The sequence below is a fragment of the Nocardia brasiliensis NBRC 14402 genome, from assembly GCF_000308475.2.
Lineage (GTDB): Bacteria > Actinomycetota > Actinomycetes > Mycobacteriales > Mycobacteriaceae > Nocardia > Nocardia brasiliensis.
In genome coordinates this window covers 345,916-368,977 of the sequence record NZ_BAFT02000027.1, presented here as the reverse complement: position 1 = coordinate 368,977, position 23,062 = coordinate 345,916, and the positions used below count along the sequence as shown (strand labels likewise).

The following is a 23,062-nucleotide window of genomic DNA, read 5'->3' as shown; positions in this document are numbered from 1 at the left end:
TTCGAACGGGCACGGCGGGCCGGTCTCGGCGGTCCCGTCGAGCACGCAGGTCCCGGCCGAGGTGAAGATTCTCAACGCGGTGCAGGCCAAGATCGCCACCCCCGAGGTGATCAAGGCGGCCCGTGGGATGTCGCACTTCGGTGAGCACGCGCTCGGCTGGGTCGGCATCGCGGCCGCGGGCTGGGTCGTGGACAAGCCGCGGCGCAGGCAGTGGGCCGGGGTCGCGGTGGGCGCCGTCGGCGCGCACGCGGCCTCGATCGTGATCAAGCGGGTGGTCCGCCGCCCGCGCCCGAACGATCCGTCGGTGCAGGTCAACGTGTCGACGCCGAGCAAGCTGAGCTTCCCGTCCTCGCACGCCACCTCGACCACCGCGGCGGCCGTGTTGCTCGGCAGGTTGACCGGGCTACCCTTGCCTGCGGTGCTCGTGCCGCCGATGCTGCTTTCCCGGGTTGTCCTCGGGGTGCACTATCCCTCCGATGTGCTCGCCGGTTCCGCACTCGGTGCCGCGTCCGCCGCCGTTGTGCTTGCCGCCGAAAAGAGACTCGATGACCGCACAAGAAAGAGCACTGGTAAGTGACCATGAGGGAGCGCAGCGAGCGAATCATGACCCAGCGCGCGTCGCGCATGACGGAGCCGAGCGTCAGCGAGGTGGCGTCATGAGTGAAGAGCCAACCGGAGCAGACCTAGCTGAGGCGGTCGTCAAGGGTCCGCCGAAAACGTTGGCCGGTGGGCTGTTCAAGGCGATCCGCCCGCGGCAGTGGGTCAAGAACGTCCTCGTGCTCGCGGCCCCGCTGGCCGCGGGTACGGTGAACGAGATCGATGTGCTCGCGCATGTCGGCATCGCGTTCGTGGTGTTCTGCATGGCGGCCTCGGGCATCTACCTGGTCAACGACGCGCTCGACGTGGAAGCCGACCGGGCGCATCCGACCAAGCGGTTCCGGCCGATCGCGGCCGGCGTGGTCCCGGTCAATCTCGCCTACGCGCTGTCGCTGGTGCTGCTCGTCGGCTCGATCGCCGGATCGTTCCTCGCCTCTTGGCATCTCGCCGTGGTGATGGCGGTCTACATCGGCATCCAGCTGGCCTACTGCTTCGGCCTCAAGCACCAGGCGGTGCTCGACATCTGCATCGTGTCCTCGGGCTTCCTGCTGCGCGCGGTGGCCGGTGGCGCGGCCGCGAATATCGATCTGTCGCAATGGTTCTTGCTGGTCATGGCGTTCGGCTCGCTGTTCATGGCGGCCGGTAAGCGCTACGCCGAGCTGCAGATCGCGTTGGCCACGGGCGCCAAGATCCGCCGGTCGCTGGAGTACTACACGCCGACCTACCTGCGATTCGTCTGGACCCTCGCGGCGACCGCTGTCGTGGTGTTCTACGGTCTGTGGGCCTTCCAACAGGACAGCCTGAAAGACACCAATTGGTACGCAATCTCTATGATTCCGTTTACCATCGCAATTCTGCGTTACGCGGTCGACGTCGATGGCGGCCAGGCCGGTGAACCTGAAGAGATCGCGCTGGGGGACCGCGTCCTCCAGCTCCTCGCAATCGCCTTGATCGGAGCGGTAGGTGTCGCTGTCTATCTCACCTGACGAGATGTTGGTAGCGGGAGTGCAGCGTTCGGAGAACGCGAACGACGGGCCGGCTGCGCAGCCGGCCCGCTCGGCGTCGCGGTTCGCCCGGCTATCCCGAGCCACGTTCGTCGGTGGGATCGTGCTCACCGTCGTCCTTTTCGCCGTCGGCGGCTGGCAGCGTCGCTGGATCGCCGACGACGGACTCATCGTGCTGCGCACGGTACGCAATCTGCTGGCAGGCAACGGCCCCGTCTTCAACATGGACGAGCGGGTCGAGACCAACACCAGCACCGCGTGGACCTACATCGTCTGGTTCTTCAGCTGGCTCACTCAGGCCAGGCTCGAATACGTCGTGCTCGGTGTGGCTTTGACGCTCTCGCTCGCGGCGATGGTGTTCGCCATGCTCGGTACCGGCCGTCTGTGGGGCGGCACGAAGTCGGGGCTGCTGCTGCCCGCGGGCGCGCTCGTCTACATCGCGGTGCCGCCCGCGCGCGACTACGTCACCTCGGGCCTGGAGAGCTGCCTGGTCATCTGCTGGCTCGGCCTGCTGTGGTGGCAGCTGGTGCGCTGGAGTCAGGCCGAGCGGGTGCGCCTGCCCGGGCTGTTCGGCCTGGTGTTCCTGGCCGGACTCGCGCCGCTGATCCGGCCCGAGATGGCCGTGGTCGGCGGCCTGGCGCTGCTGATGATCTTCCTCGCCCCGATGCCCGGGTCGAGGCTGCGCCCGATCGTGTTGCGCGCCTTGATCATCGCCGTCGCGGGCGTGCTGCCGCTGGGTTACCAGATCTGGCGGATGGGCTATTACGGCCTGCCCTACCCGAACACCGCGGTGGCCAAGGACGCCGGCGGCGCGAAGTGGGGGCAGGGCTTCACCTACCTCTGGGATCTGGTCGGCCCGTACTACCTGTGGGTGCCGCTGCTGGTGCTGCTCGCCGCCGGTGTCGTGGCGGCGCGCTCCCGTCCCGTAGCCGCGCCCGCCGGGCGACACGCCACCCCCGACGAACCGCGGCGCCGCAGCGTGCGCCGGGTGCGCGAGTGGCTGCGTTCGCCCGCCGCCGTGGTGACCCTGGTGCTGTTCAGCGGATTCGTCCTCACCGTGTACGCGCTGCGGGTCGGCGGTGACTTCATGCACGGCCGAATGCTGTTGGCGCAGTTGTTCTTGCTGCTGCTGCCGGTCGCGGTGGTGCCGGTCCGGCTGCCGCAGGGCGGCCTGCGCGCGGCGACCGTCGCCGACTGGTCCTTCGTCGTGGTGCTGTTCGCGCTGCTCGGCACCGCGGGCTGGGCGCTGTTCGCGGCCAACACCACGGCCATCAAGACCGGCACCAAGATCAGCTCGTCCGGCATCGTGGACGAACGGGTCTACTACGTGCTCAACACCGGGCACGATCACCCGATCCTGGCCGAGGACTACCTCGACTACCCGCGCATCCGGCCGATGGTCAACGGCATCGCCGACACCCCGAACGGCGGCCTGCTGCTGAACTCGCCGTCGTTCATGTTCTGGTACATCGCGCCCCCGCCGCAGCCGATCCCCGCGGGCGGCGCCGGGCACACGGTCTACTTCCTGAACCTGGGCATGACCAGCATGAACGTGCCGCTGAACGTGCGCGTCATCGACCAGATGGGGCTGGCGTATCCGCTCGCCGCGCATACCGAACGGCTCGTCGACGGCCGGATCGGGCACGACAAGAACCTGTATTCGGACTGGGTGGTCGTGGACACCGGCATGGTCGACCGGCACCCGTGGATGCCCTGGTACATGGACGAGAAGTGGGTGACCCAGGCGCGCACCGCGATGTCCTGCCCGGACACCCAGGCGCTGCTCATCTCCTCCCGGGAACCGCTCACCTTCGAGCGCTTCCGGCACAACCTGAAGAACGCGCTGCGCTTCGCCGAGTACCGGATCGATCGCGTGCCGAAGTACGAGATCGAGCGCTGCGGTCTGGTCGATCCGTTCCCCCGGCCGCCGCAGCCGCCGCGCTGACGCAATTCCGCCACGGTGGCACATTGCGGCCACCTCGCGCGTAACCACTGGGCCCAGCTTTCACAGGGGGCCCAGTGGTCGCATTGGCGAGGCCCTACAACGTGGCGTCCACCGCTTAGTCTCGTTTCGATAACGCCCCCGCAACGATGAAGCGCTACGCTGCGAAAGTACGCCCGTCATGACGTCAACTTGTTGTGGGCATCGGCGGGTCATCGTGAGACACGGCCGATGCCGTTGCATGAACGAGAGGTCGAAACTGATGCGAGGCGTGTTCGGGCGTCCGAATACTCGAAGAGCCGGATCGTGGCTGAAGCGTTCGGTGCTGGTGTCGGTGGCGATTCTGCTCCCGCTCGGGGTGTCGGTGGCAGGGCCCGCCGGAACCGCGTCGGCCGCCTTCAATCCGGACGGCTTCGACTTCTGGGTCGACTCCGAGATGGGGCCGATCAAGAGCCGGGTCTTCCGCGCCGCCGACGGCAACACCGGGCGCGTGGTCTACGCGCTCGACGGTATGCGGGCGCGCCCCGACCTGAGCGGTTGGGAAGTCGATACCGAGGTCGTGCGCGAGCTGACCAAATGGAATATGAACGTCGTCATGCCGGTCGGCGGCCCGTCGAGCTTCTACGCCGACTGGAACGGGCCGAGCAACTTCTTCGGCCTCGGCAGCGCGGGTTCCTCCTCCACCGGTTCGGCCAACTCGGGTTCGGGTAACTCCGGCTCCGGGCTGCTCTCCGGTTCCGCGGGGATGGGCAAGTCGAACACCTACAAGTGGGAGACCTTCCTCACCCAGAACCTGCGCAACGCGCTGCGTGACCGGCTCGGCTTCAACCCGAACAACAACGCGGTGTTCGGCCTGTCCATGGGCGGTAGCGCCGCGCTCACCCTGGCCGCCTACCACCCGGACCAGTTCCGTTACGCCGGTTCGTATTCCGGCTACCTGAACATCTCGGCACCGGGTATGCGCGAGGCGCTGCGGGTGGCCATGCTGGACGCGGGCGGCTTCAACATCGACGCCATGGCGCCGCCGTGGGGCCCGCAGTGGCTGCGGATGGATCCGTTCGTGTTCGCGCCGCGGTTGAAGGCCAACAACACCCGGCTGTGGATCTCCGCGGGCAGCGGTTTGCCCAGCGGTGCGGACGGGCTGAGCTTCAACACCCTCAACGCGATGGGACTCGAGGCGCTCGCGCTCGCCAACACCCGCGCGTTCCAGGTCCGGATGCTCACGCTGGGCGCCGACAACGCCACCTACGACTTCCCGGCCGTCGGTGTGCACAACTGGACCTACTGGGCGGATGAGGTTTACCGGATGATTCCGGACATGTCCGCCAATATCGGATGATCTTCCGATAGGTCGCTCGACGCGAACCGCCCGGTGCCCCGGCACCGGGCGGTTTATTTTGTGCAGGACGGTCGTCCAACGCTTGTTTGGTAACGAATGAGAAGGGTACGGGTGCGAAAGTTGTGGCTTGGGTCACTTTCCAGCAACATAGAAGCATCCAGTACCGATTGATACACGGAGAACATGTGCTGAGGTCGATTCGTCCGATTTGTTCGGACGAGGGCTCTTGGTGTCCGATACGGGGGCCGGTGTAGATTGCCAGATATTTGCTACCCCGGCTGCCTGAACGAAAGGTCGAGTTGATGCGATTTGCCCGCTGGAGACGTGGCCCCGGAAAACCGGGCGCGACCGGTGCCTGGGTCAAGCGATCCGCACTGGGGGTAGCTACGGCACTGCTGGTGCCCTTCGGTCTGGCGGCAGCCGGCAGCGGCGCCACCGCGTCGGCGGCGTTCAATCCCGCGGCCTTCGACTTCTGGGTCGACTCGGGCATGGGCCCGATCAAGACCCGCATCATCCCGGCCCGTGACGGCAACACCAACCGGGTCGCCTACGTGCTCGACGGCATGCGGGCGCCGGAGCACCTCAACGGCTGGGAGATCGAGACCAACGTCCCCCAGCAGCTGGCGGACTGGAACATCAATGTCGTCATGCCGGTCGGCGGCATGTCCAGCTTCTACGCCGACTGGAACGCGCCGAGCGAACTGCTCGGCATCCCGGCCGGCAGCGGCTCGTCCTCGGGCTCCGGTGCGCTGAACATCCTGGCCGCGGGCCCGGGTAAGAGCTACCGGTACCAGTGGGAGACCTTCCTGACCCGCGATCTGCGCAACGCGCTGCGCGACCGGCTCGGCTTCAACCCGAACCGCAACGGTGTGTTCGGCCTGTCCATGGGCGGCAGCGCCGCGCTCACCCTGGCCGCGTACCACCCGGATCAGTTCAGCTTCGCGGGTTCGTACTCGGGTTACCTGAACATCTCCGCGCCCGGCATGCGGGAGGCGATCCGCATCGCGATGCTCGACGCGGGCGGCTACAACGTCGACTCCATGGCGCCGCCGTGGGGCCCGCAGTGGTTGCGGATGGATCCGTTCGTGTTCGCGCCCAACCTCGTCCGCAACGGCACCAGGCTGTGGATCGCGGCGGCGAGCGGCCTGCCCACGGCGCAGGACGGACCGAGCTTCAACACATTGAACGGTATGGGCCTCGAGGCGCTGGCACTGGCAAACACGCGCGCCTTCGAGGTCCGGATGGCCACCCTGGGTGGCGGCAACGCCGTCTACTCCTACCCGGCGTTCGGTATCCACGCGTGGAACAACTGGATCGACGAGGCCAATCGGATGATCCCGGACATGTCCGCCAACATCGGCTGACACACTCGACCCGACGGACCGCCCGGCGCTACGCAGCGCCGGGCGGTCCGTCGTTTGCGCACTTGTTGTCTGAATAGTCGCTGGCGTAAGAATGCTGCGCTCGGCAAACATTGCGGTCGTTGCCCTTTCGCTTCGTTGGCAAATACCTGGCTTTGTCACGATCCGGCATCGCAGCGCGTTTTCGAAACCACATTCCGCACAAAACTGCATATAGAAGAGCGATAAAATCGAGAGCTTCGTATGGAAGTCTTCGATCCCGAAGTGTCGATCTCTGTGCACAACAGTTGCGGTCAATGGCGAGCGCGCGGTGAAAGGTCGGATCGATGCGAGCAGGTGGAGTGCGCGGGGTAGTTGCCGGACGTGCCGCGCGGGCGGATCGGCGCTGGCTGCGACGCGCGCTGCTCGGCCTCGCCGTGACGCTGGCCCTGCCGTTCGGCGCCGCGCTCGGCGGCCTTGCCCCGGCCGCGCGGGCCGGGTTCGACCCCGCGGGCTTCGACTTCTGGGTCGACTCCAGCATGGGCCCGATCAAATCCCGGATCTTCCGTGCCGCCGACGGCAACACCCGCCGGGTGGTGTACGCGCTCGACGGACTGCGCGCCCGCAACGACCTGAGCGGCTGGGAAATCGACACCGACATCTCGCGGGTGCTGCCGAGCTGGAACATCAACGTCGTGATGCCGGTGGGCGGGCAGTCCAGCTTCTATTCGGATTGGGTCGCGCCGAGCAATACCAACGGGCAGCAGCAGCCGTACGCGTGGGAGAGCTTCCTGTCGAACAATCTGCGCTGGGCGTTGCGCGACCGGCTGGGTTTCCACCCGCACGGCAACGGGGTGTTCGGCCTGTCCATGGGCGGCAGTGCCGCGCTCGCGCTGGCCGCTTATCATCCCGACCAGTTTCGTTATGCCGCTTCCTATTCCGGCTATCTGAACATTTCCGCGCCTGCCATGAAAGAGGGCTTGCGCCTGGCCATGCTCGACGCGGGCGGGTTCAACATCGACGCCATGTGGGGTCCGCCATGGGATTCGCGCTGGCTGCGCAACGATCCGTTCATGTTCGCGCCGCTGTTGCGTGCCAACGGAACTCGGCTCTGGATCGCCACCGGCAATGGCGTCAACGGCCCACGGGACGTGATCAACTCGCCGATCGACGTCTACCACCTCGGTAATGCGATGGCTTTGGAAACGATCGCATTGGCCAACACTCGCGCCTTTGAAGCGCGGCTTAACAGCCTCGGCCCGAGCAACGCGAACTTCGTCTACACCCCGGTGGGTGTGCACAGCTGGAACTACTGGCAGGACCAGGTGTTCCAGATGCTGCCCGACCTGAGCGCGAATTTGGGGTGAGCTGACACTTCCGGCCATCAGGTGAAAATTTGGTGCTCCGGCACGACAATCACCGCGCCGACGCGATAGGGTCACCGCACCATCACAGATTGCGTACGGGCGGATTTCGGCCACCTGGTTGCCTCGGCCTTGCTAAGGCTTCGGGCGTCGAATATCGTCCAGCGAGCGCAAGTGTGACCAGATCGTTGTAGCGCGGTCGCCTGTGCCGGAAAGTCGGGGTCCGGTGTGGAGCGGCGTGCGTCTCGTTGGCAGCACTGGTGTGGTTGCGCCCTCCCCGGGTCGCCGACCGCACCACAACAGGCAGAAAAGCAGAAAGAGAGCAGGATTCATGCGTTTCGGCAGGGCGGCCGCGCCGATGAGAACCAAGTCGGGCCGGCGCGGCGCACCTCGTAGTTGGCGCCAACGAATTCTGGCTGTCGGTGCCGCCGCGCTGGCGCTACCGATCGCCGCCGGTGTGGCGGCCCCGATCGCCACCGCGGCGCCGGCGCACGCGCCGGTATTGCGTTCCCCCGCAGGCGGCTTCGAAGATCTGATGGTCCCGTCCAGCATGGGCCCGATCAAGGTCCAGGTGCAGTGGGCTTCGCGCGGCGGCAACGCGGCGCTCTACCTGCTCGACGGACTCCGCGCTCGCGACGACCGCAACGCCTGGTCGTTCGAGACCAACGCGCTGCAGCAGTTCGCGAACGACAACATCACCCTGGTCATGCCGGTCGGCGGCCAGTCCAGCTTCTACACGGACTGGTACGCGCCGAGCAACACCAACGGCCAGAAGACCACCTACAAGTGGGAAACCTTCCTGACCAAGGAGCTTCCCGCGTTCCTCGAGGGCTACGGCGTCTCGCGCACCAACAACGCGGTGGCCGGTCTCTCGATGGGTGGCAGTGGCGCCCTGGCGCTGGCCGCGTACCACCGCGATCAGTTCAAGTTCGCCGCCTCCTACTCGGGCTACCTGAACATCTCCGCGCCCGGCATGCGTGAGGCGATCCGCATCGCGATGCTCGACGCGGGCAAGTTCAACGTCGACTCGATGGCCGCCCCGTGGAGCCCCGCGTGGCTGCGGATGGACCCGTTCGTGTTCGCGCCGCAGCTCAAGGGTCTGCCGATGTACATCTCGGCGGCCAGCGGCCTGCCGGGCCAGTACGACAACCCGAACTCCGCGGTCGGCGTGTTCAACACCGGTAACGCGATGGCGCTCGAGGCGCTCTCGCTGGTGAACACCCGGGCGTTCCAGGCTCGCCTGGCCTCGCTCGGCATCCCGGCCCGGTTCGACTTCCCGGCCACCGGCACGCACTCCTGGAAGTACTGGGAGGGCCAGCTCTTCGCCTCCCGCAACCAGATCCTGGACGCCACCGGCGCCTGGTGACCTGCTGACCGACGGCTCGGGCCGCACCCTTCTCGGGTGCGGCCCGAGTTGCTTTTCGGGACAGGTGGTTTCGCGTGGTCCTGCGCGTGTCTCCCCGAAACCTGGCCGTTACGGGGGTAGAAAGCTCTTGTGGCAGGGATTCGGCGCGGCAGATGGGGGCGACGCGAGCGTCGCGGCAGTCGTCCGGCGCGCGGGCGGTCGGCGCTGTTCGCCACCGCCATGGTCATCCCGCTCGCCGCGGGTATCGCGCCCGCGGCCGCCCAGCCCGTCCCCGACCCCGCACCCGCGGTGGATCCCGTCGCTGCGGCGACCGTGCAGAAGGTGATCTGGCTGACCGACCGCCGGGTCGCGCTGTGGATCAATTCACCGTCGATGGCGGCCCCGATCCAGGTCCAACTGTTGCTCGCCCGGGACTGGGCCACCCGCCCCGACGCCCGGTTCCCGGTGCTGTACCTGCTCGACGGCCTGCGCGCCACCGACGACGAGAGCGGCTGGACCAAGGACGCGGGCGCCGTCGATTTCTTCGCGGACAAGAACGTCACCGTCGTGCTGCCGATCGGCGGGCAGTCCAGCTTCTACTCGGACTGGTTGCAGCCCAACAACGGCAAGACCTACAAGTGGGAAACCTTCCTGACCAGGGAACTGCCGCCGCTGCTCGAAGGCCAGTGGCGGGCCACGGATGTCCGTGGCATGGAAGGACTTTCGATGGGTGGCACGGCGGCCATGTTCCTGGCTGCCCGCAACCCCGGCTTCGTCAAGTACGCGGCCTCCTACTCCGGCTTCCTCACCACGACCACCATCGGCATGCCGCAGGCCATCCAGTTCGCCATGCGCGACGCGGGCGGCTACGACGTCGGCGCCATGTGGGGGCCGGCGGGCGGCCCGGAGTGGGCCGCGCACGACCCGTACACCCAGGCCGAGAAGCTGAAGGGCGTCTCGCTCTATGTGTCCAGCGGCAGCGGGGCCACCGGCCCGTTCGACCAGGCGTCGGCCATCCCCGGGGTCAGCACCAACTACGCGGGCATGGGGCTGGAGATCCTGTCCCGGCTCACCTCGCAGAACTTCGTCACCAAGCTGGGCAGGCTGGCCATCCCCGCACAGGTGAACTACCGCCCGTCCGGCACGCATTCGTGGCCCTACTGGGATTTCGAGATGCGCCAGTCCTGGGCGCAGGCCGCCAACGCACTCGGTGTGGACGCGGGCAAGGGTCCGTGCAGTGTCGGTGGCTCGATCGCGCCGGTGGCCGCGGCGAACGCTTGGCTCGGTGAATGCCAGTCCCCGGAGTATCCGGTGGCCGGGGGTGTGGCCCAGGACTTCCGGTCCGGGCGGGTCTATTACACGCCGGCCGACGGCGCACATCCGGTCGGCGGCATGATCGGCGGCGGTTACCAGGCCGCGCAGGGTCCGGCCGGTCCGCTCGGCTTGCCGACCGGCGACGAGCGCGGGCTGCCCGACGGCCGCGGCCGCATGCAGTCGTTCCAGCACGGCGCCCTCTACTGGACGCCGCAGACCGGCGCCCAGGTGGTGCGCGGCGCGATCCTCGACGAGTGGGGCAGGCAGGGTTACGAGGGCGGCCCGGCGGGCTACCCGATCGCGCCCGAGGTCAAGACGCCGAACCGGGACGGTGCGGTGCAGGCGTTCGAGCACGGCCCGTTCTACTACAGCGCCAAGACCGGGGTGCACCGGGTACAGGGCCTGATCTTGGACAAGTTCGCCCAAATGGGTTACGAGAACAGCTGGCTCGGGTTCCCCGCCACCGAGGAGCAGCCGCTGAAGGATCTCGGCCGGTACAGCCGTTTCGAGGGCGGCAATATCTACTGGAGCCCGCTGTCGGGCGCCTGGGCGGTGAAGAACGGCCCGCTCATGGATGCCTGGCAGGTGCTCGGCTATGAGAACGGCAAACTCGGGTACCCGATCAGCGACGAGTTCCCCGTCCCGGGCGGTGTGCAGCAGAACTTCCAAGCCGGCTACATCGTCGTGAAGGACGGCAAGCCTGAGGTGCACGGTCTTTAGTACGGACCGGTCTGTTTATTGACCGGCCGCGCTTCGGGCCGAGTTTCCTTTAGCCTGGTGGGCGACCTCCCCCGTTTGCGAACAGATCGAGGACAGAATTCATGCAGAGGACCCGTGGCAAGGTATTCGGCGTTGTCGTGGCGATCGCCGCGACCGGCTTGCTCGCCGCCTGTGGTGGCAACGATTCCACCGCGTCGAGCACGCCGACGCTGACCCGCACCACGGCGGCAACGCAGCCGCCCGCCTCGTCCACCCCCGGCGACACCGCCCCGCCCCCGGCTCCCGCACCGGCCCCGGCGCCCGAATCGGAGCAGGCGCCGGCTCCCGCGCCGGAGCGGCCGGAGCCGATCGAGTCCGCGCCGCCCGCCGACACCTCGAAGCTCACCGACAAGGACAAGAAGTACCTCGACGCGCTGAAGCAGCAGGGGGTCACGCCGTCCACCCCGGATATCGCGCTGAGCGTCGCGGGCTACGTCTGCCAGGGCATCGCCTCCGGTGCGTCCGATCAAGACCTGATGACCTTCGTGACCGCGATGGCAGGCTCCGACCCGTCCTTCGATCCGGCGAAGATGCCGGTGGAGAAGGCCGGGCAGATCTACGTCAGCGCCGCTAAGCAGACGTACTGCCAGTGAGCCCGCGCCGCGGAACGACGTCCCGCCGGTCCCGGCCGGCGGGATGCCTGCTGCTGCTCGCGATCCCGGTGCTGATCCTCATCGTGGTGTTGCTGCTGTGGTACCTGCTCGCCGGACCGCTGCGCCAGCCCAAGCCAGGGCCCAAGCCGCCGGAGGAGCCCACGTCCCAGCCCGCGGACTGCCCGGACGTGCAGATGATCTCGGTGCCCGGCACCTGGGAGTCGAACAGCAACGACGATCCGCACAACCCGACGGCGAACCCGAACTCGTTGATGCTCAACATCTCCGGTCCGGTGGCGCAGCAGTTCCCCAAGGAGCGGCTCGACGTCTACACCGTCCCCTATGTCGCGCAGTTCTCCAATCCGATCGCGATTCCCCCGGACGGGCAGCAGTCGTACAACAACAGCCGGACCGAGGGCACGCAGAACATGGTCAAGGCCATGCAGGAGCGGGCGAGCAGGTGTCCGCTGACCAACTATGTGATCGCCGGCTTCTCCCAGGGTGCGGTCATCGCGGGCGATGTCACCAGTCAGATCGCCGCGGGCAAGGGTCCGGTCCCGGCGAAGCGGATCCTCGGCGTGACACTGATCTCGGACGGTCGCCGCACCGGCGACACCGGTCCCGGTCAAGCGGTGCAGATCGGTGCGGTGCCCGCCGGCGTGGGCGCCGAGGTGGCGTTGAAGGGTCTCAATGTGCCCGGTATCACGATGACCGGTCCGCGCCCGGGCGGCTTCGGCGAACTGGCCGAGCGGACCTTCACCATCTGTGCGCAGGGCGACCTGATCTGTGACGCGCCGCGAGAGGCCTTGAGTCCGTGGAACATCATGGGCAGCGTCGGCGCACTGGTGCGCGCGGCGGGCAATCCGGTGCACGCGCTGTACAACGGATTCGTCGTCGACGACAACGGCACCACCTCCACCCAGTGGACCGCGAACTGGGCGAACGGCCTCATCGAGTCGGCCCCGCATCCGCCGCACTCGTGAGATCTCACAGGCCGTACTCCGGTACGTGCCCAGTACACCCAGTAGTGCCGGAGCAAGCGCGCGTCCGGCTGGACACGACGCTGTAAAGTGCGCTGGTGATCGCGACGCGGGTAACCCGTACCGAGTGTCGGGTATGACCGCCCCGCACTGTCGCGCCCGGATTTCCTTACAGCCAGGAGCATGAGTTCATGACAGAAGCCGCCGCCCCGGCCGGTGAGTTGACCGCGCTGGGTACGCCGCTGCGCAGCTTCCGCTTCGCGGCAGCTGGTGAGGGAAACAAGCAAGAAGGTGGCGCCCGCAAGTTCATCCAGACGGCGCAGCAGGCCGAGGAGTACGGCTTCGACAGTTTCGTCGTGCCCGATCACCTCGGCGACCAGATCGGCCCGATCGCCGCACTCGGCGCGCTGACCCAGGCCACCGAGCGGATCCGGCTCGGAACCTCGGTGCTGGCCAACGGCTTCCGCAACCCGGTGGTGCTGGCCAAGGATCTGGCCACCATCGACGTGTTGTCCAAGGGCAGGCTCGAGGTCGGTCTCGGCGCGGGCTGGAAGCAGGACGAGTTCGCCGCCGCGGGCATCCCGTACGAGACGCCCGGCGTCCGCCTGGAGAAGCTGGACGAGGCGCTGACCATTCTCGACGTGCTGCTGCGCGGTCAGGAGTGCACCTTCGAGGGCAAGCACTACCAGGTGCACGGCGTCAAGGGCACGCCACGCCCCCGGCAGGGTCCGCGCCCGCCGATCTGCACCGGCGGCGGTGGTCCGAAGATGTTGCGCCTGGCCGCCAAGCACGCCGACATCATCTCCGTCGTCCCGGTCACCACCAAGCACGGTAAAGGCCTCTTGTCCGGCATCACCATGGCCAAGACGATCGAGAAGGTGAACCTGATCCGCGAGGCCGCGGGCGATCGGTTCGCCGATATCGAGCTGAACTGGGCCATCACCGCGATCGTCATCACCGACGATCGCGAGAAGACCGCTGAGATGGCGCTTTCCGCGATCGATCGGGGCCTGCACCCGGATCTCGAGGTGGACGTGAAGCTTTCGGTCGAGGAGATCCTCGAGTCGCCCTACGTCGCCATCGGCACGTTCGAGGAAATCGCCGAGCAGATCCGGCGTGTGCGCCAACTCACCTCGATGTCGTATGTCGGGGTATTTCCCACCCAGATGGACGCATTCGCCCCCGTTATTCCCCTGCTGCGAGACGAGTGACCGGGCCTTCTCTGTAACATAACCCTGGTTTGAGTACATCTAGCCGATAGCGGTCACCGCGCAGACCGCCCAGAATCTGCAAGCTGACTCTCCGCACAGTGGGAGCAGCCAGCGGGCGAAAGCGAGTCGGGGCCTCACAGGTAACAGCGGCGTAGTCGCCGTCTTGCTGCGTGTGCCTCGGAGGAGAAGAAGGAATGGAAGAGACTTTCGACGACTACCTGGACGAGACCGGGAACATCCGAATTCCCGAGGATCACACCCTGGTCGATCACGTCGAGAAGCACACCCGGAACGACGCGAACACTCTGGCGTACCGCTACATCGATTACTCGCGTGAGCGTGATGGTGAGGCCCAGGAACTGACGTGGCGTGAGTTCGGCATTCGGCTGCGCGCGGTGGCCGCTCGACTGCAGCAGGTGACCAACCCGGGCGACCGGGTCGCGATCCTGGCGCCGCAGGGCTTGGATTACGTGGTCTCCTTCTTCGCCGCGATCTACGCGGGCACCATCTCGGTGCCGCTGTTCGACCCCGACGAGCCGGGGCACACCGACCGCCTGCACGCCGTGCTCGGCGACTGCGAGCCTGCCGCCATCCTCACCGCGAGCTCCTCCGCGGCGGGCGTGCGTCAGTTCTTCCGTTCGCTGCCCGCCGCCCAGCGCCCGCGCATCATCGCGGTGGACGCGATCCCCGACAGCGTCGGCGAGGGCTGGGTGCGTCCGGATATCGCCATCGATGACATCGCCTACCTGCAGTACACCTCGGGCTCGACCCGGACCCCGGCCGGTGTGGAGATCACCCACCGCGCGGTCGGCACCAACCTGCTGCAGATGGTGAACTCGATCAACCTGGACTGGAACTCGCGCGGCGTCACCTGGCTGCCGCTGTTCCACGACATGGGCCTGCTCACGGTGATCCTGCCCGCGGTCGGCGGCAAGTTCATCACCATCATGTCGCCGAGCGCGTTCGTGCGCCGCCCGTACCGCTGGATCAAGGAGCTGGCCGCGCAGTCCGACGGCGCCGGAACCTTCGCCGCCGCACCGAATTTCGCGTTCGAGCATGCCGCCGCGCGTGGTCTGCCGAAGAACGGCGAGGCACTGGATCTGTCGAACGTGATCGGCCTGATCAACGGCAGCGAGCCGGTGACCACCTCGTCGATGAAGAAGTTCAACGAGGCCTTCGCGCCCTACGGCCTACCCAAGACGGCGATCAAGCCGTGCTACGGCATGGCCGAGGCGACGCTGTTCGTGTCGGCGACCAAGGCCGAGGACGAAGCCAAGGTCACCTGGGTCGATCGCAACGAGCTCAACGCGGGCCGCATGGTCAAGGTCGAACAGGGCACCGACAACGCCATCGCCCAGGTCTCCTGCGGTTACGTCGCGCTGTCGCAGTGGGCCGTGATCGTCGATCCGGAAACCGTCGAGGCCGACGGCGGCCGGGAACTGCCCGACGGCCGGGTCGGTGAGATCTGGTTGCACGGCAACAACATGGGCATCGGCTACTGGGGTCGCCCGGACGAGACGGCCGCCACCTTCCAGAACAAGGTGCCGCATCGCCTCGCCGAGGGCAGCCACGCCGAAGGCACCGAGCGCGACGCCAACTGGATGCGCACCGGCGACTACGGCGTGTACCTCGACGGCGAGCTCTACATCACCGGCCGGGTCAAGGACCTGGTGATCGTCGACGGCCGCAACCACTACCCGCAGGATCTCGAGTTCTCCGCGCAGGAAGCCTCCAAGGCGCTACGCCCCGGCTTCGTCGCCGCGTTCTCGGTGCCCGCGAACCAACTGCCCGCGCTCGTCTTCGATCAGGGCAGCCACTCCGGCCTGAAGTTCGACGCCGACGACGGCTCCGAGCAGCTGGTGATCGTGGCCGAGCGCGGCCCCGGCGCGGGCAAGGCCGATCCACTGCCGATCGCCGACGAGGTGCGCGCCGCGGTGGCCGCGCGCCACGGTGTCACCGTTCGTGACGTCCTGCTGGTTCCCGCGGGCTCGATCCCGCGCACCTCCAGCGGCAAGATCGCCCGGCGCGCCTGCAAGGCCGCCTATCTGGAGGGAACACTGCGGGGTGGTTACACCCAGCAGGCCTTCCCCGATGCACCCGAGGAAGAATGACGGAAGTTCCCGCCTCGATCAGGTCGGAACAGTGGTTGTCTGGCTCGCCACTCGGTTCCGGCCTGTGCCGGAACGACACCGAGTGATCCGGGCCGTCAATCCCCGCCGCGCAACCGCACGCAGACAGGTAGCTTGAGGAATTGATGGCCGACAACGAGTCCACCCAGACGACCGACAACTTGCCCGCCGAGCAGGGCGCCGACCAGGCGCCCGCGCCGGTGACCGCTGCCGCCACGAGCGGTGAGCGGGCCGATCTGTCCGTGGCCGAGCTGCGTGAGTGGCTGCGCCGCTGGGTCGCCGACGCGACCGGGCAGTCGATCGAGGCGATCACCGTGGACCGGCCGATGGAAGAGTTCGGGCTCGCCTCGCGCGACGCCCTCGCCCTCGGCGGCGACATCGAGGAACTCACCGGCGTGGTGCTGAACGCGACCGTCGTCTACCAGCATCCGACCATCGCGTCGCTGGCCGAGGTGGTCATCAACGGCGAGCCGGAGAGCGTGGACGCAGTCTCCGACGACTCCTTCTATACCGCGGGCTACCAGCCGGGCCAGGCGCACGATATCGCCATCGTCGGCCTGTCCACCCGGTTGCCCGGCGCGGGCGATACGCCGGAGTCGACCTGGGAGTTCCTGATCAATCGCGGGGACGGGATCCGGGATCTGCCCGAGGGCCGGTGGGATGAGTTCGCCGCCGATCCGGGTGCCGCCGCGGCCATCGCCTCGGCCAACACCCTGGGCGGTTATCTGGACCAGGACGTGGTCAAGGGCTTCGACGCGGAGTTCTTCGCGATGTCGCCGCTCGAGGTCGAGAACGTCGATCCGCAGCAGCGCCTGATGATGGAACTGACCTGGGAAGCGTTGGAGCACGCCAGGATTCCCGCCAGCGAGCTCAAGGGCGCGCCGGTGGGTGTCTTCATCGGCACGTCCACCAGTGACTTCATGCTGGTCGCGGCCCTCGGCGTCGGCAACCAGGATCCGAACCTGCCCGCCTCCGCCGCGGCGTACGGCATCACCGGTGCGTCCTCCGGCATCATCGCCAACCGCGTCTCCTACTTCTACGACTTCCGTGGCCCGTCCGTCGCGGTGGACACCGCGTGCTCGTCCACGCTGGTCGCCGTGCATCAGGCGGTGCGCGCACTCCGGGACGGCGATGCCGACCTGGCACTGGCCGGTGGCGTGAACATGCTGCTCGCGCCGATGGTCACCCTCGGCTACGACTCGGTCGGCGCGGTTGCGAAGAACGGCCGGATCAAGGCGTTCTCCGCCGATGCCGACGGCATGGTTCGTTCCGAGGGTGCCGGTCTCATCGTGCTCAAGCGCCTGGCCGACGCCGAACGCGACGGCGATCGAATCATGGCCGTCATCAAGGGTTCCGCGATCAACTCCGACGGACGCTCGAACGGCATCGTCGCACCCAATCCCGATGCGCAGGCCGAGGTGCTCCGCCGGGCGTATCGGGACGCGGGAATCGTGCCGTCGACCGTCGACTACATCGAGGCGCACGGTACCGGCACCCTGCTCGGTGACCCGATCGAAGCCGACGCGCTCGGCCGGGTGGTCGGTCGCGGTCGTGCGGACGACCAGCCCGCATTGCTCGGCTCGGTGAAATCCAATTTCGGCCACCTGGAATCGGCCGCGGGTGCGGCGAGCTTCGCCAAGATCGTGATGGCGTTGCAGCACAACGTCATTCCGCCGAACATCAATTTCGCCGGTCCCAACCCGTACATCCCGTTCGATCAGGCCCACCTGAAGGTCGTCGACGAGCCGACCGAATTCCCGCGCTACAGCGGCACCGCCACCGTCGGCATCTCCGGTTTCGGTTTCGGCGGCACCAACGCACACGTAGTGGTGCAGGAATACGTTCCGGCCGCGGCGGAGGTTCCGGCAGCCCCCGAGGTAGCCGCACCCGAGGTCGAGGCCGCGGCGGCCGATGCGAATGTCGCTGCTCTCGACGCCGAGCTCGAGGACGAGTCGACCGACGTGCTCGCGGAAGCGGATGCGATCGTCGCCGAGGCAGACGAAGACATCACCGAGACCGCCGCAGTCGCTACCGAACCCGCGGCTGCGGCCGCGGAAACTGTTGCCACAGTGGCAGAATGGACCGCCGAGCGCACCGAACCGCTTCCGGTCGTGCTGCCGATCTCGGGCTACATGCCTTCCCGCCGCCGCCGCGCCGCCGGTGAACTGGCCGATTGGCTGGAATCCGAAGCGGGCCGCGATGTTTCGCTCGAGGACGTGGCCAGGTCGCTGGCCAAGCGCAGCCACTGGCGTTCGCGCGGTGTGGTGCTCGCCAAGACGCATGAGGAGGCCGTCGCCGGTCTGCGTGCCATTGCGGCGGGTAAGCCGGGCAACGGCGTGTTCACCGCGGACGCGCCCGCCGCCGTCGGTCCGGTGTGGGTGCTCTCCGGTTTCGGTGCGCAGCACCGCAAGATGGCCAAATCGCTGTACCTGGAGAATTCCATCTTCGCGAAGGCCGTCGACCAGGTCGACGAGCTGGTGCAGGACGAGGCCGGGTACTCGATCCGGGACATGTTCCTCGACGACGGCCAGGACTACAACGTCGGCACCTCGCAGGTCGGCATCTTCACCATCCAGGTCGGGCTGGCCGCGCTGCTGCGCGCGCACGGCGCGGAACCCGAAGCGGTGGTGGGACATTCGATGGGTGAGGTCGCCGAGGCGTACATCGCCGGTGGCCTGCCGCTCGAAGACGCCGTCCGGGTGATCTGCGCCCGCTCGCGCTTGATGCACGAGGGCGAGCAGATGCTCACCGACGACGACGTGCGCAACATGGCGCTGGTCGAATACAGCGCCGAGGACATCGAGAAGCTGCTCGCCGAATTCCCGGACGTCGAGGTCGGCGTGTACGCGGCGCCGACCAACACGGTGATCGGCGGCCCGCGCGCGCAGGTCGAGGCGATCGTGGCGCGGGTGGAGGCGGAGGGCAAGTTCGCCCGGATCCTGCAGACCCGCGGCGCAGGCCACACCTCGCAGATGGATCCGCTGCTCGGCGAGCTGGCCGCGGAGCTGGCCGGCATCGAGCCGACCAAGCTGAAGACCGGCCTCTACTCGACCGTGCACAAGGGCGAGTTCTACCGCGCGGGCACCGATCCGGTGCACAACGAGGACTACTGGGTGAAGAACATGCGCGGCAGCGTGTACTTCACCAACGCGGTGAAGCTCGCGGTCGACGCGGGCCACACCACCTTCCTGGAGCTGGCGCCGAACTCGGTCGCGCTGATGCAGGTGCTCGGCACTACCTTCGCCGCGGGTCTGCACGACGCGCAGCTCATTCCGACGCTCAAGCGCAAGGAAGACGAGGCGGCCGGCGTGATCGGCGCGCTGGCGCAGCTGTACGTGCACGGGCACAAGGTGGACCTGTCCTCCCTGCTGACCCCCGGCGCGTACGCCGACGTGCCGCGAACCACGTTCGTGCGCAAGGAGTACTGGCCGAAGGCGTCGCTGTCCGCGGGCGGCGGCAACACCAGGGTGCCCGGCGCGCACGTGGCGCTGCCGGACGGCAGGCACGCGTGGGAGGTGCAGGCCGCGTCGGCCGGTGACCTGGCCGCGCTCGTGCAGGCCGCGGCGGTGCAGGTGCTCAGCGAGGTCTCGCTCGGCGCCTCGATCGTGCACGCGACTGTTCCGCCGTCGGGCACGCTGACCACCACGCTGACCCCGCACCCCGGCGGTGCGTCGGTGCAGGTGCACGCCAAGGAGGGCGCGAGCTTCCGGCTGCTCTTCGACGCCGTGGTCACCTCCGGTGCGCCGCTGCCCGAATCCGTTGTGGCCGAACTCGTTCCGGCGACGGCCGCCGCGGCCGAGCCGGCGGCGGGCACCGACCTGGAGGTCATCGAGACCTTCGGTGACCGCTGGGATCCGAACGGCAGCCAGAAGCTCGAGGACCGGCTCGCGCTGATCGTCGCCGAGTCGATGGGCTACGCGGTCGAGGATCTCCCGATGGAGATCCCGCTGATGGAGCTCGGTCTCGACTCGCTGATGGCGATGCGCATCAAGAACCGCGTCGAGTACGAATTCGACATCCCGCAGCTGCAGATCCAGGCCGTGCGCGACGCCAACCTCAACGAGGTCGGCAAGGTGCTGCGCTACGCCGTGGAACACCGCGACGAGTTGCAGGCGGTCGCCGCGAAACAGGCTGCGGGCGAAGAAGTCACCGTCGACGCCGGCTTCATCGAAGCGGCTCGTGCCGCCGTCGCCGCGGGTGAGGACCCGGCTGCGATCGCCGCAGCCGCCGCGAATACCGCCGCACCCGAGGCTGTTTCGCCGTCGAACGTGGAGGCCGAGACCGCCGCGCCGGCTACCGAAGCCGCCGCGCCGGTCGCCGCCGCCGCACCGGTAGCACCCGCTACGCCGGTCGCCGAGACGCCCGCCGCACCGGCGGAACCTGCTGTGGCCGAACCGGTTTCGCCGGTCGCCGCGCCGGCGCCTGCCGCCGCCCCGGCCTTCGGCGGTCCGCAGTCCGCCGACGAGGACGACGTCCCGCCGCGCGACGCCGCCGAACGACTGACCTTCGCCACCTGGGCGGTGGTCACCGGTAAGTCCGCCGGCGGTATCTTCAACACCCTGCCGATTCTCGAGGAGGAGGTCGCCGAGAAGCTGGCGGCCCGGCTCACCGAGCGGGTCAAGGCCGAGGTCACCGTCGACGATGTGCTCGACTGCGAGACCATCGAGCAACTGGCGGACATCGTGCGCAACCTGCAGGACAGCGGTGCCGACGTGGACGGTTTCATCCGCCCGCTGCGACCGCGGGCCGAGGGTTCGAATGCGGTGCCGGTCTTCGTTTTCCACCCCTCCGGCGGTAACACGCTGGTCTACGAACCGCTGCTGAAGCGGCTGCCCGAGGGCACCCCGATGTACGGCTTCGAGCGCGTCGAAGGCGACATCCTGGAGCGGTCGAAGCAGTACCTGACCAAACTGCGCAAGATCCAGGGCGACGGCCCGTACGTGCTGTACGGCTGGTCGCTGGGCGCGGTGTTCGCGTTGCAGGTCGCGCAGCTGCTGCGGGCCGAGGGCGCCGACGTGCGGCTGGTCGGCCTGATCGACCTGGCGCTGCCGATCGAGGACGAGGACAACAGTCCCGAGGAGCGGGTGCGCCGGATCGAGCGGTACCAGGTCTTCGCGAAGAAGACCTATGGCGTCGAGGGCGAGCTGGATCGCGAGCAGCTGGAGACGCTGGCCGCGGCCTCCGACGAGGAACAGTTCAAGATGATCAGTGACCTGATCAAGATCAGCGGCACCAAGATCCCCGGTGGCGTGCTCGAGCACCAGCGCACCTCGTGGATCGAGAGCAGGCACCTGGCCAAGACGCAGCCGACCCGCTACGACGGTGACGCCGTGCTGTATCTGGCGGAGCGGTACCAGGACGGCATGATCGAGCTGGAGCCGCGCTTCGCCGATCGCCGCCCGAACGGCGGCTGGGACGAATACATTCCTAACCTCGAGGTCATCCACATCCCGGGTGACCACCTGCAGATCATCGATGAGCCGCGGATCCAGCAGATCGGAGCCGACCTCACCGCGAAGCTCGCTGCCATCGATGTGAAAGGGGCTCAGTGACTACGACTGCCGAGAAGCTCGCCGACCTACGCAAAAGGCTTGATTTAGCGCAGGAACCGGCGGGTGAAGCGGGGGTGGCCAAGCGGGCGAAGAAGGGGATTCCCAGCGCCCGCGACCGGATCAACATGCTGCTCGATCCGGGCACCTTCGTGGAAATCGGTGCGCTGGTGCGTAAACCGGGTGACCCGACGGCGCTGTACGGCGACGGCGTGGTCACCGGGCACGGTCTGGTCGAGGGCCGGCCGGTGGCGGTGTTCTCGCACGACCAGACCGTCTACGGCGGTTCGGTCGGCGAGATGTTCGGCCGCAAGGTCGCCGGGATCATGGAGTACGCGGCCAAGGTCGGCTGCCCGGTGGTCGGCATCAACGACTCCGGCGGCGCCCGGGTGCAGGAGGCGGTGACCTCGCTGGCCTGGTATGCCGAGCTGGGCCGCCGCCAGGAGCCGCTGTCCGGTCTGGTGCCGCAGATCTCGATGATCCTCGGCAAGTGCGCCGGTGGTGCCGTGTACGCCCCGATCAACACCGACGTCGTGGTGGCGACCGAAGAGGCGTACATGTTCGTCACCGGTCCCAAGGTGATCCGTGAGGTCACCGGCGAGGACGTGAGCCTCGAGGAGCTGGGCGGCGCGCAGAGCCAGGCCGAGTACGGCAACATCCACCATGTCGCGGCGGACGAGAAGGCGGCCTTCGACTGGGTGCGCGACTACCTGAGCTTCCTGCCGACCAGCTGCCAGGAGCTCGCGCCGATCGTGAACCCGGGCCTGGAACCGGAGCGCACCGACAGCGACCTGGAACTGAATTCCCTTGTGCCGGACTCGGACAACGCCGCCTACGACATGCACGACATCCTGCTGCGGATCTTCGACGACGGCGCGTTCCACGAGGTCGGCGCCTCGGCGGGCCGCAACATCATCACCGGTTTCGCCCGGGTGGACGGTCGCAGCGTCGGCGTGGTCGCCAATCAGCCGATGGTGTACGCCGGTGCGCTGGACGCCCGCGCCTCGGACAAGGCGGCGCACTTCGTGCGGTTGTGCGACGCGTTCGAGATCCCGCTCGTCTTCGTGGTGGACACTCCTGGCTTCCTGCCCGGTGTGGAGCAGGAGAAGATCGGCGTGATCAAGCGCGGCGGCCGGTTCCTGTTCTCCTTCGTGGAGGCGACCGTGCCGAAAGTGACTGTGGTGATTCGCAAGTCGTACGGCGGCGGCTACGCGGTGATGGGCTCCAAGCAGCTCGGCGCCGACGTCAACCTGGCCTGGCCCACCGCCCGGATCGCGGTGATGGGCGCGGAGAGCGCGGTCAGCCTGATCGGCGGCAAACAGATCGAGGCCGCGCCGGAGGAGCAGCGGGCGGCCGTGCGCCAGCAGATGATCGACTTCTACAACGCCACCATGGCGACGCCGTGGGTGGCCGCCGAGCGCGGCTACATCGACGCGGTCATCGAGCCGTCGGCCACCCGGCTGGAGCTGCGCCGCGCGCTGCAGTTGCTGCGGGACAAGACGCAGGCGCGCAACCCGCGCAAACACCACCTGCTGCCGCTGTAGTTCCCGCGGAATCGGGCCGCATCCGCTGGGACGCAGCCCGATTCAACCGTTG

14 protein-coding genes are annotated in these 23,062 nt (G+C 67.8%); all 14 read left to right on the top strand.

The features are described 5' to 3' along the window. Positions 1–61: 61 nt before the first annotated feature. The 14 genes from TY25_RS08130 to TY25_RS08065 all read left to right on the top strand — a co-directional run bounded on the left by TY25_RS08130 (position 62) and on the right by TY25_RS08065 (position 23,010). Complete coding sequence (locus TY25_RS08130; RefSeq protein ID WP_042255292.1) at positions 62–577, top strand: phosphatase PAP2 family protein; 516 nt, start codon at positions 62–64, stop codon at positions 575–577. A 79-nt stretch (positions 578–656) separates the two neighbouring features. Then, on the top strand, positions 657–1,583 hold the full coding sequence (locus TY25_RS08125) for a decaprenyl-phosphate phosphoribosyltransferase (protein WP_042255190.1): 927 nt from the start codon (positions 657–659) through the stop codon (positions 1,581–1,583). Between the two features lie 4 nt (positions 1,584–1,587). Beyond that, positions 1,588–3,546: an arabinofuranosyltransferase AftB family protein gene (locus TY25_RS08120; RefSeq protein WP_169744329.1), complete on the top strand. Its 1,959-nt coding sequence runs from the start codon at positions 1,588–1,590 to the stop codon at positions 3,544–3,546. 259 nt (positions 3,547–3,805) lie between these two features. Then, positions 3,806–4,882 carry an alpha/beta hydrolase gene (locus TY25_RS08115; protein ID WP_042255288.1) on the top strand — a complete coding sequence of 359 codons (1,077 nt, stop codon included), beginning with the start codon at positions 3,806–3,808 and terminating at the stop codon, positions 4,880–4,882. 302 nt (positions 4,883–5,184) lie between these two features. Further along, positions 5,185–6,246, top strand: a complete 1,062-nt coding sequence (locus tag TY25_RS08110) for an alpha/beta hydrolase (RefSeq protein ID WP_042255189.1) — start codon at positions 5,185–5,187, stop codon at positions 6,244–6,246. 323 nt (positions 6,247–6,569) lie between these two features. Continuing rightward, positions 6,570–7,589 (top strand): alpha/beta hydrolase, encoded by a 1,020-nt coding sequence (locus tag TY25_RS08105; RefSeq protein WP_226887101.1) that lies wholly within the window; start codon positions 6,570–6,572, stop codon positions 7,587–7,589. Between the two features lie 328 nt (positions 7,590–7,917). Further along, positions 7,918–8,952, top strand: coding sequence for an alpha/beta hydrolase (locus TY25_RS08100; protein ID WP_370466194.1), 1,035 nt, complete (start codon positions 7,918–7,920; stop codon positions 8,950–8,952). Between the two features lie 219 nt (positions 8,953–9,171). After that, on the top strand, positions 9,172–10,965 hold the full coding sequence (locus TY25_RS08095; RefSeq protein ID WP_042255186.1) for an alpha/beta hydrolase-fold protein: 1,794 nt from the start codon (positions 9,172–9,174) through the stop codon (positions 10,963–10,965). Positions 10,966–11,066: 101 nt separating this feature from the next. Next, positions 11,067–11,597, top strand: coding sequence for a DUF732 domain-containing protein (locus TY25_RS08090; RefSeq protein WP_042255185.1), 531 nt, complete (start codon positions 11,067–11,069; stop codon positions 11,595–11,597). After that, a complete protein-coding gene (locus TY25_RS08085; RefSeq protein WP_042255184.1) occupies positions 11,594–12,580 on the top strand; it encodes a cutinase family protein in 987 nt (328 codons plus the stop codon). Before TY25_RS08090 ends, TY25_RS08085 begins: the two co-directional genes overlap by 4 nt. 188 nt (positions 12,581–12,768) lie before the next feature. Beyond that, the gene (locus tag TY25_RS08080) at positions 12,769–13,788 is read left to right on the top strand and encodes an LLM class F420-dependent oxidoreductase (protein ID WP_029894130.1); all 1,020 of its coding nucleotides are present in this window, start codon (positions 12,769–12,771) and stop codon (positions 13,786–13,788) included. A gap of 194 nt (positions 13,789–13,982) precedes the next feature. Next, entirely contained in the window at positions 13,983–15,899 is a 1,917-nt protein-coding gene (gene fadD32 / locus TY25_RS08075; protein WP_042255182.1) for a long-chain-fatty-acid--AMP ligase FadD32, read from the top strand. A 143-nt stretch (positions 15,900–16,042) separates the two neighbouring features. Then, positions 16,043–21,469, top strand: a complete 5,427-nt coding sequence (gene pks13, locus TY25_RS08070; protein WP_042255181.1) for a polyketide synthase Pks13 — start codon at positions 16,043–16,045, stop codon at positions 21,467–21,469. Further along, positions 21,466–23,010 (top strand): acyl-CoA carboxylase subunit beta, encoded by a 1,545-nt coding sequence (locus TY25_RS08065; protein WP_042255180.1) that lies wholly within the window; start codon positions 21,466–21,468, stop codon positions 23,008–23,010. Before pks13 ends, TY25_RS08065 begins: the two co-directional genes overlap by 4 nt. Positions 23,011–23,062 lie beyond the last annotated feature (52 nt).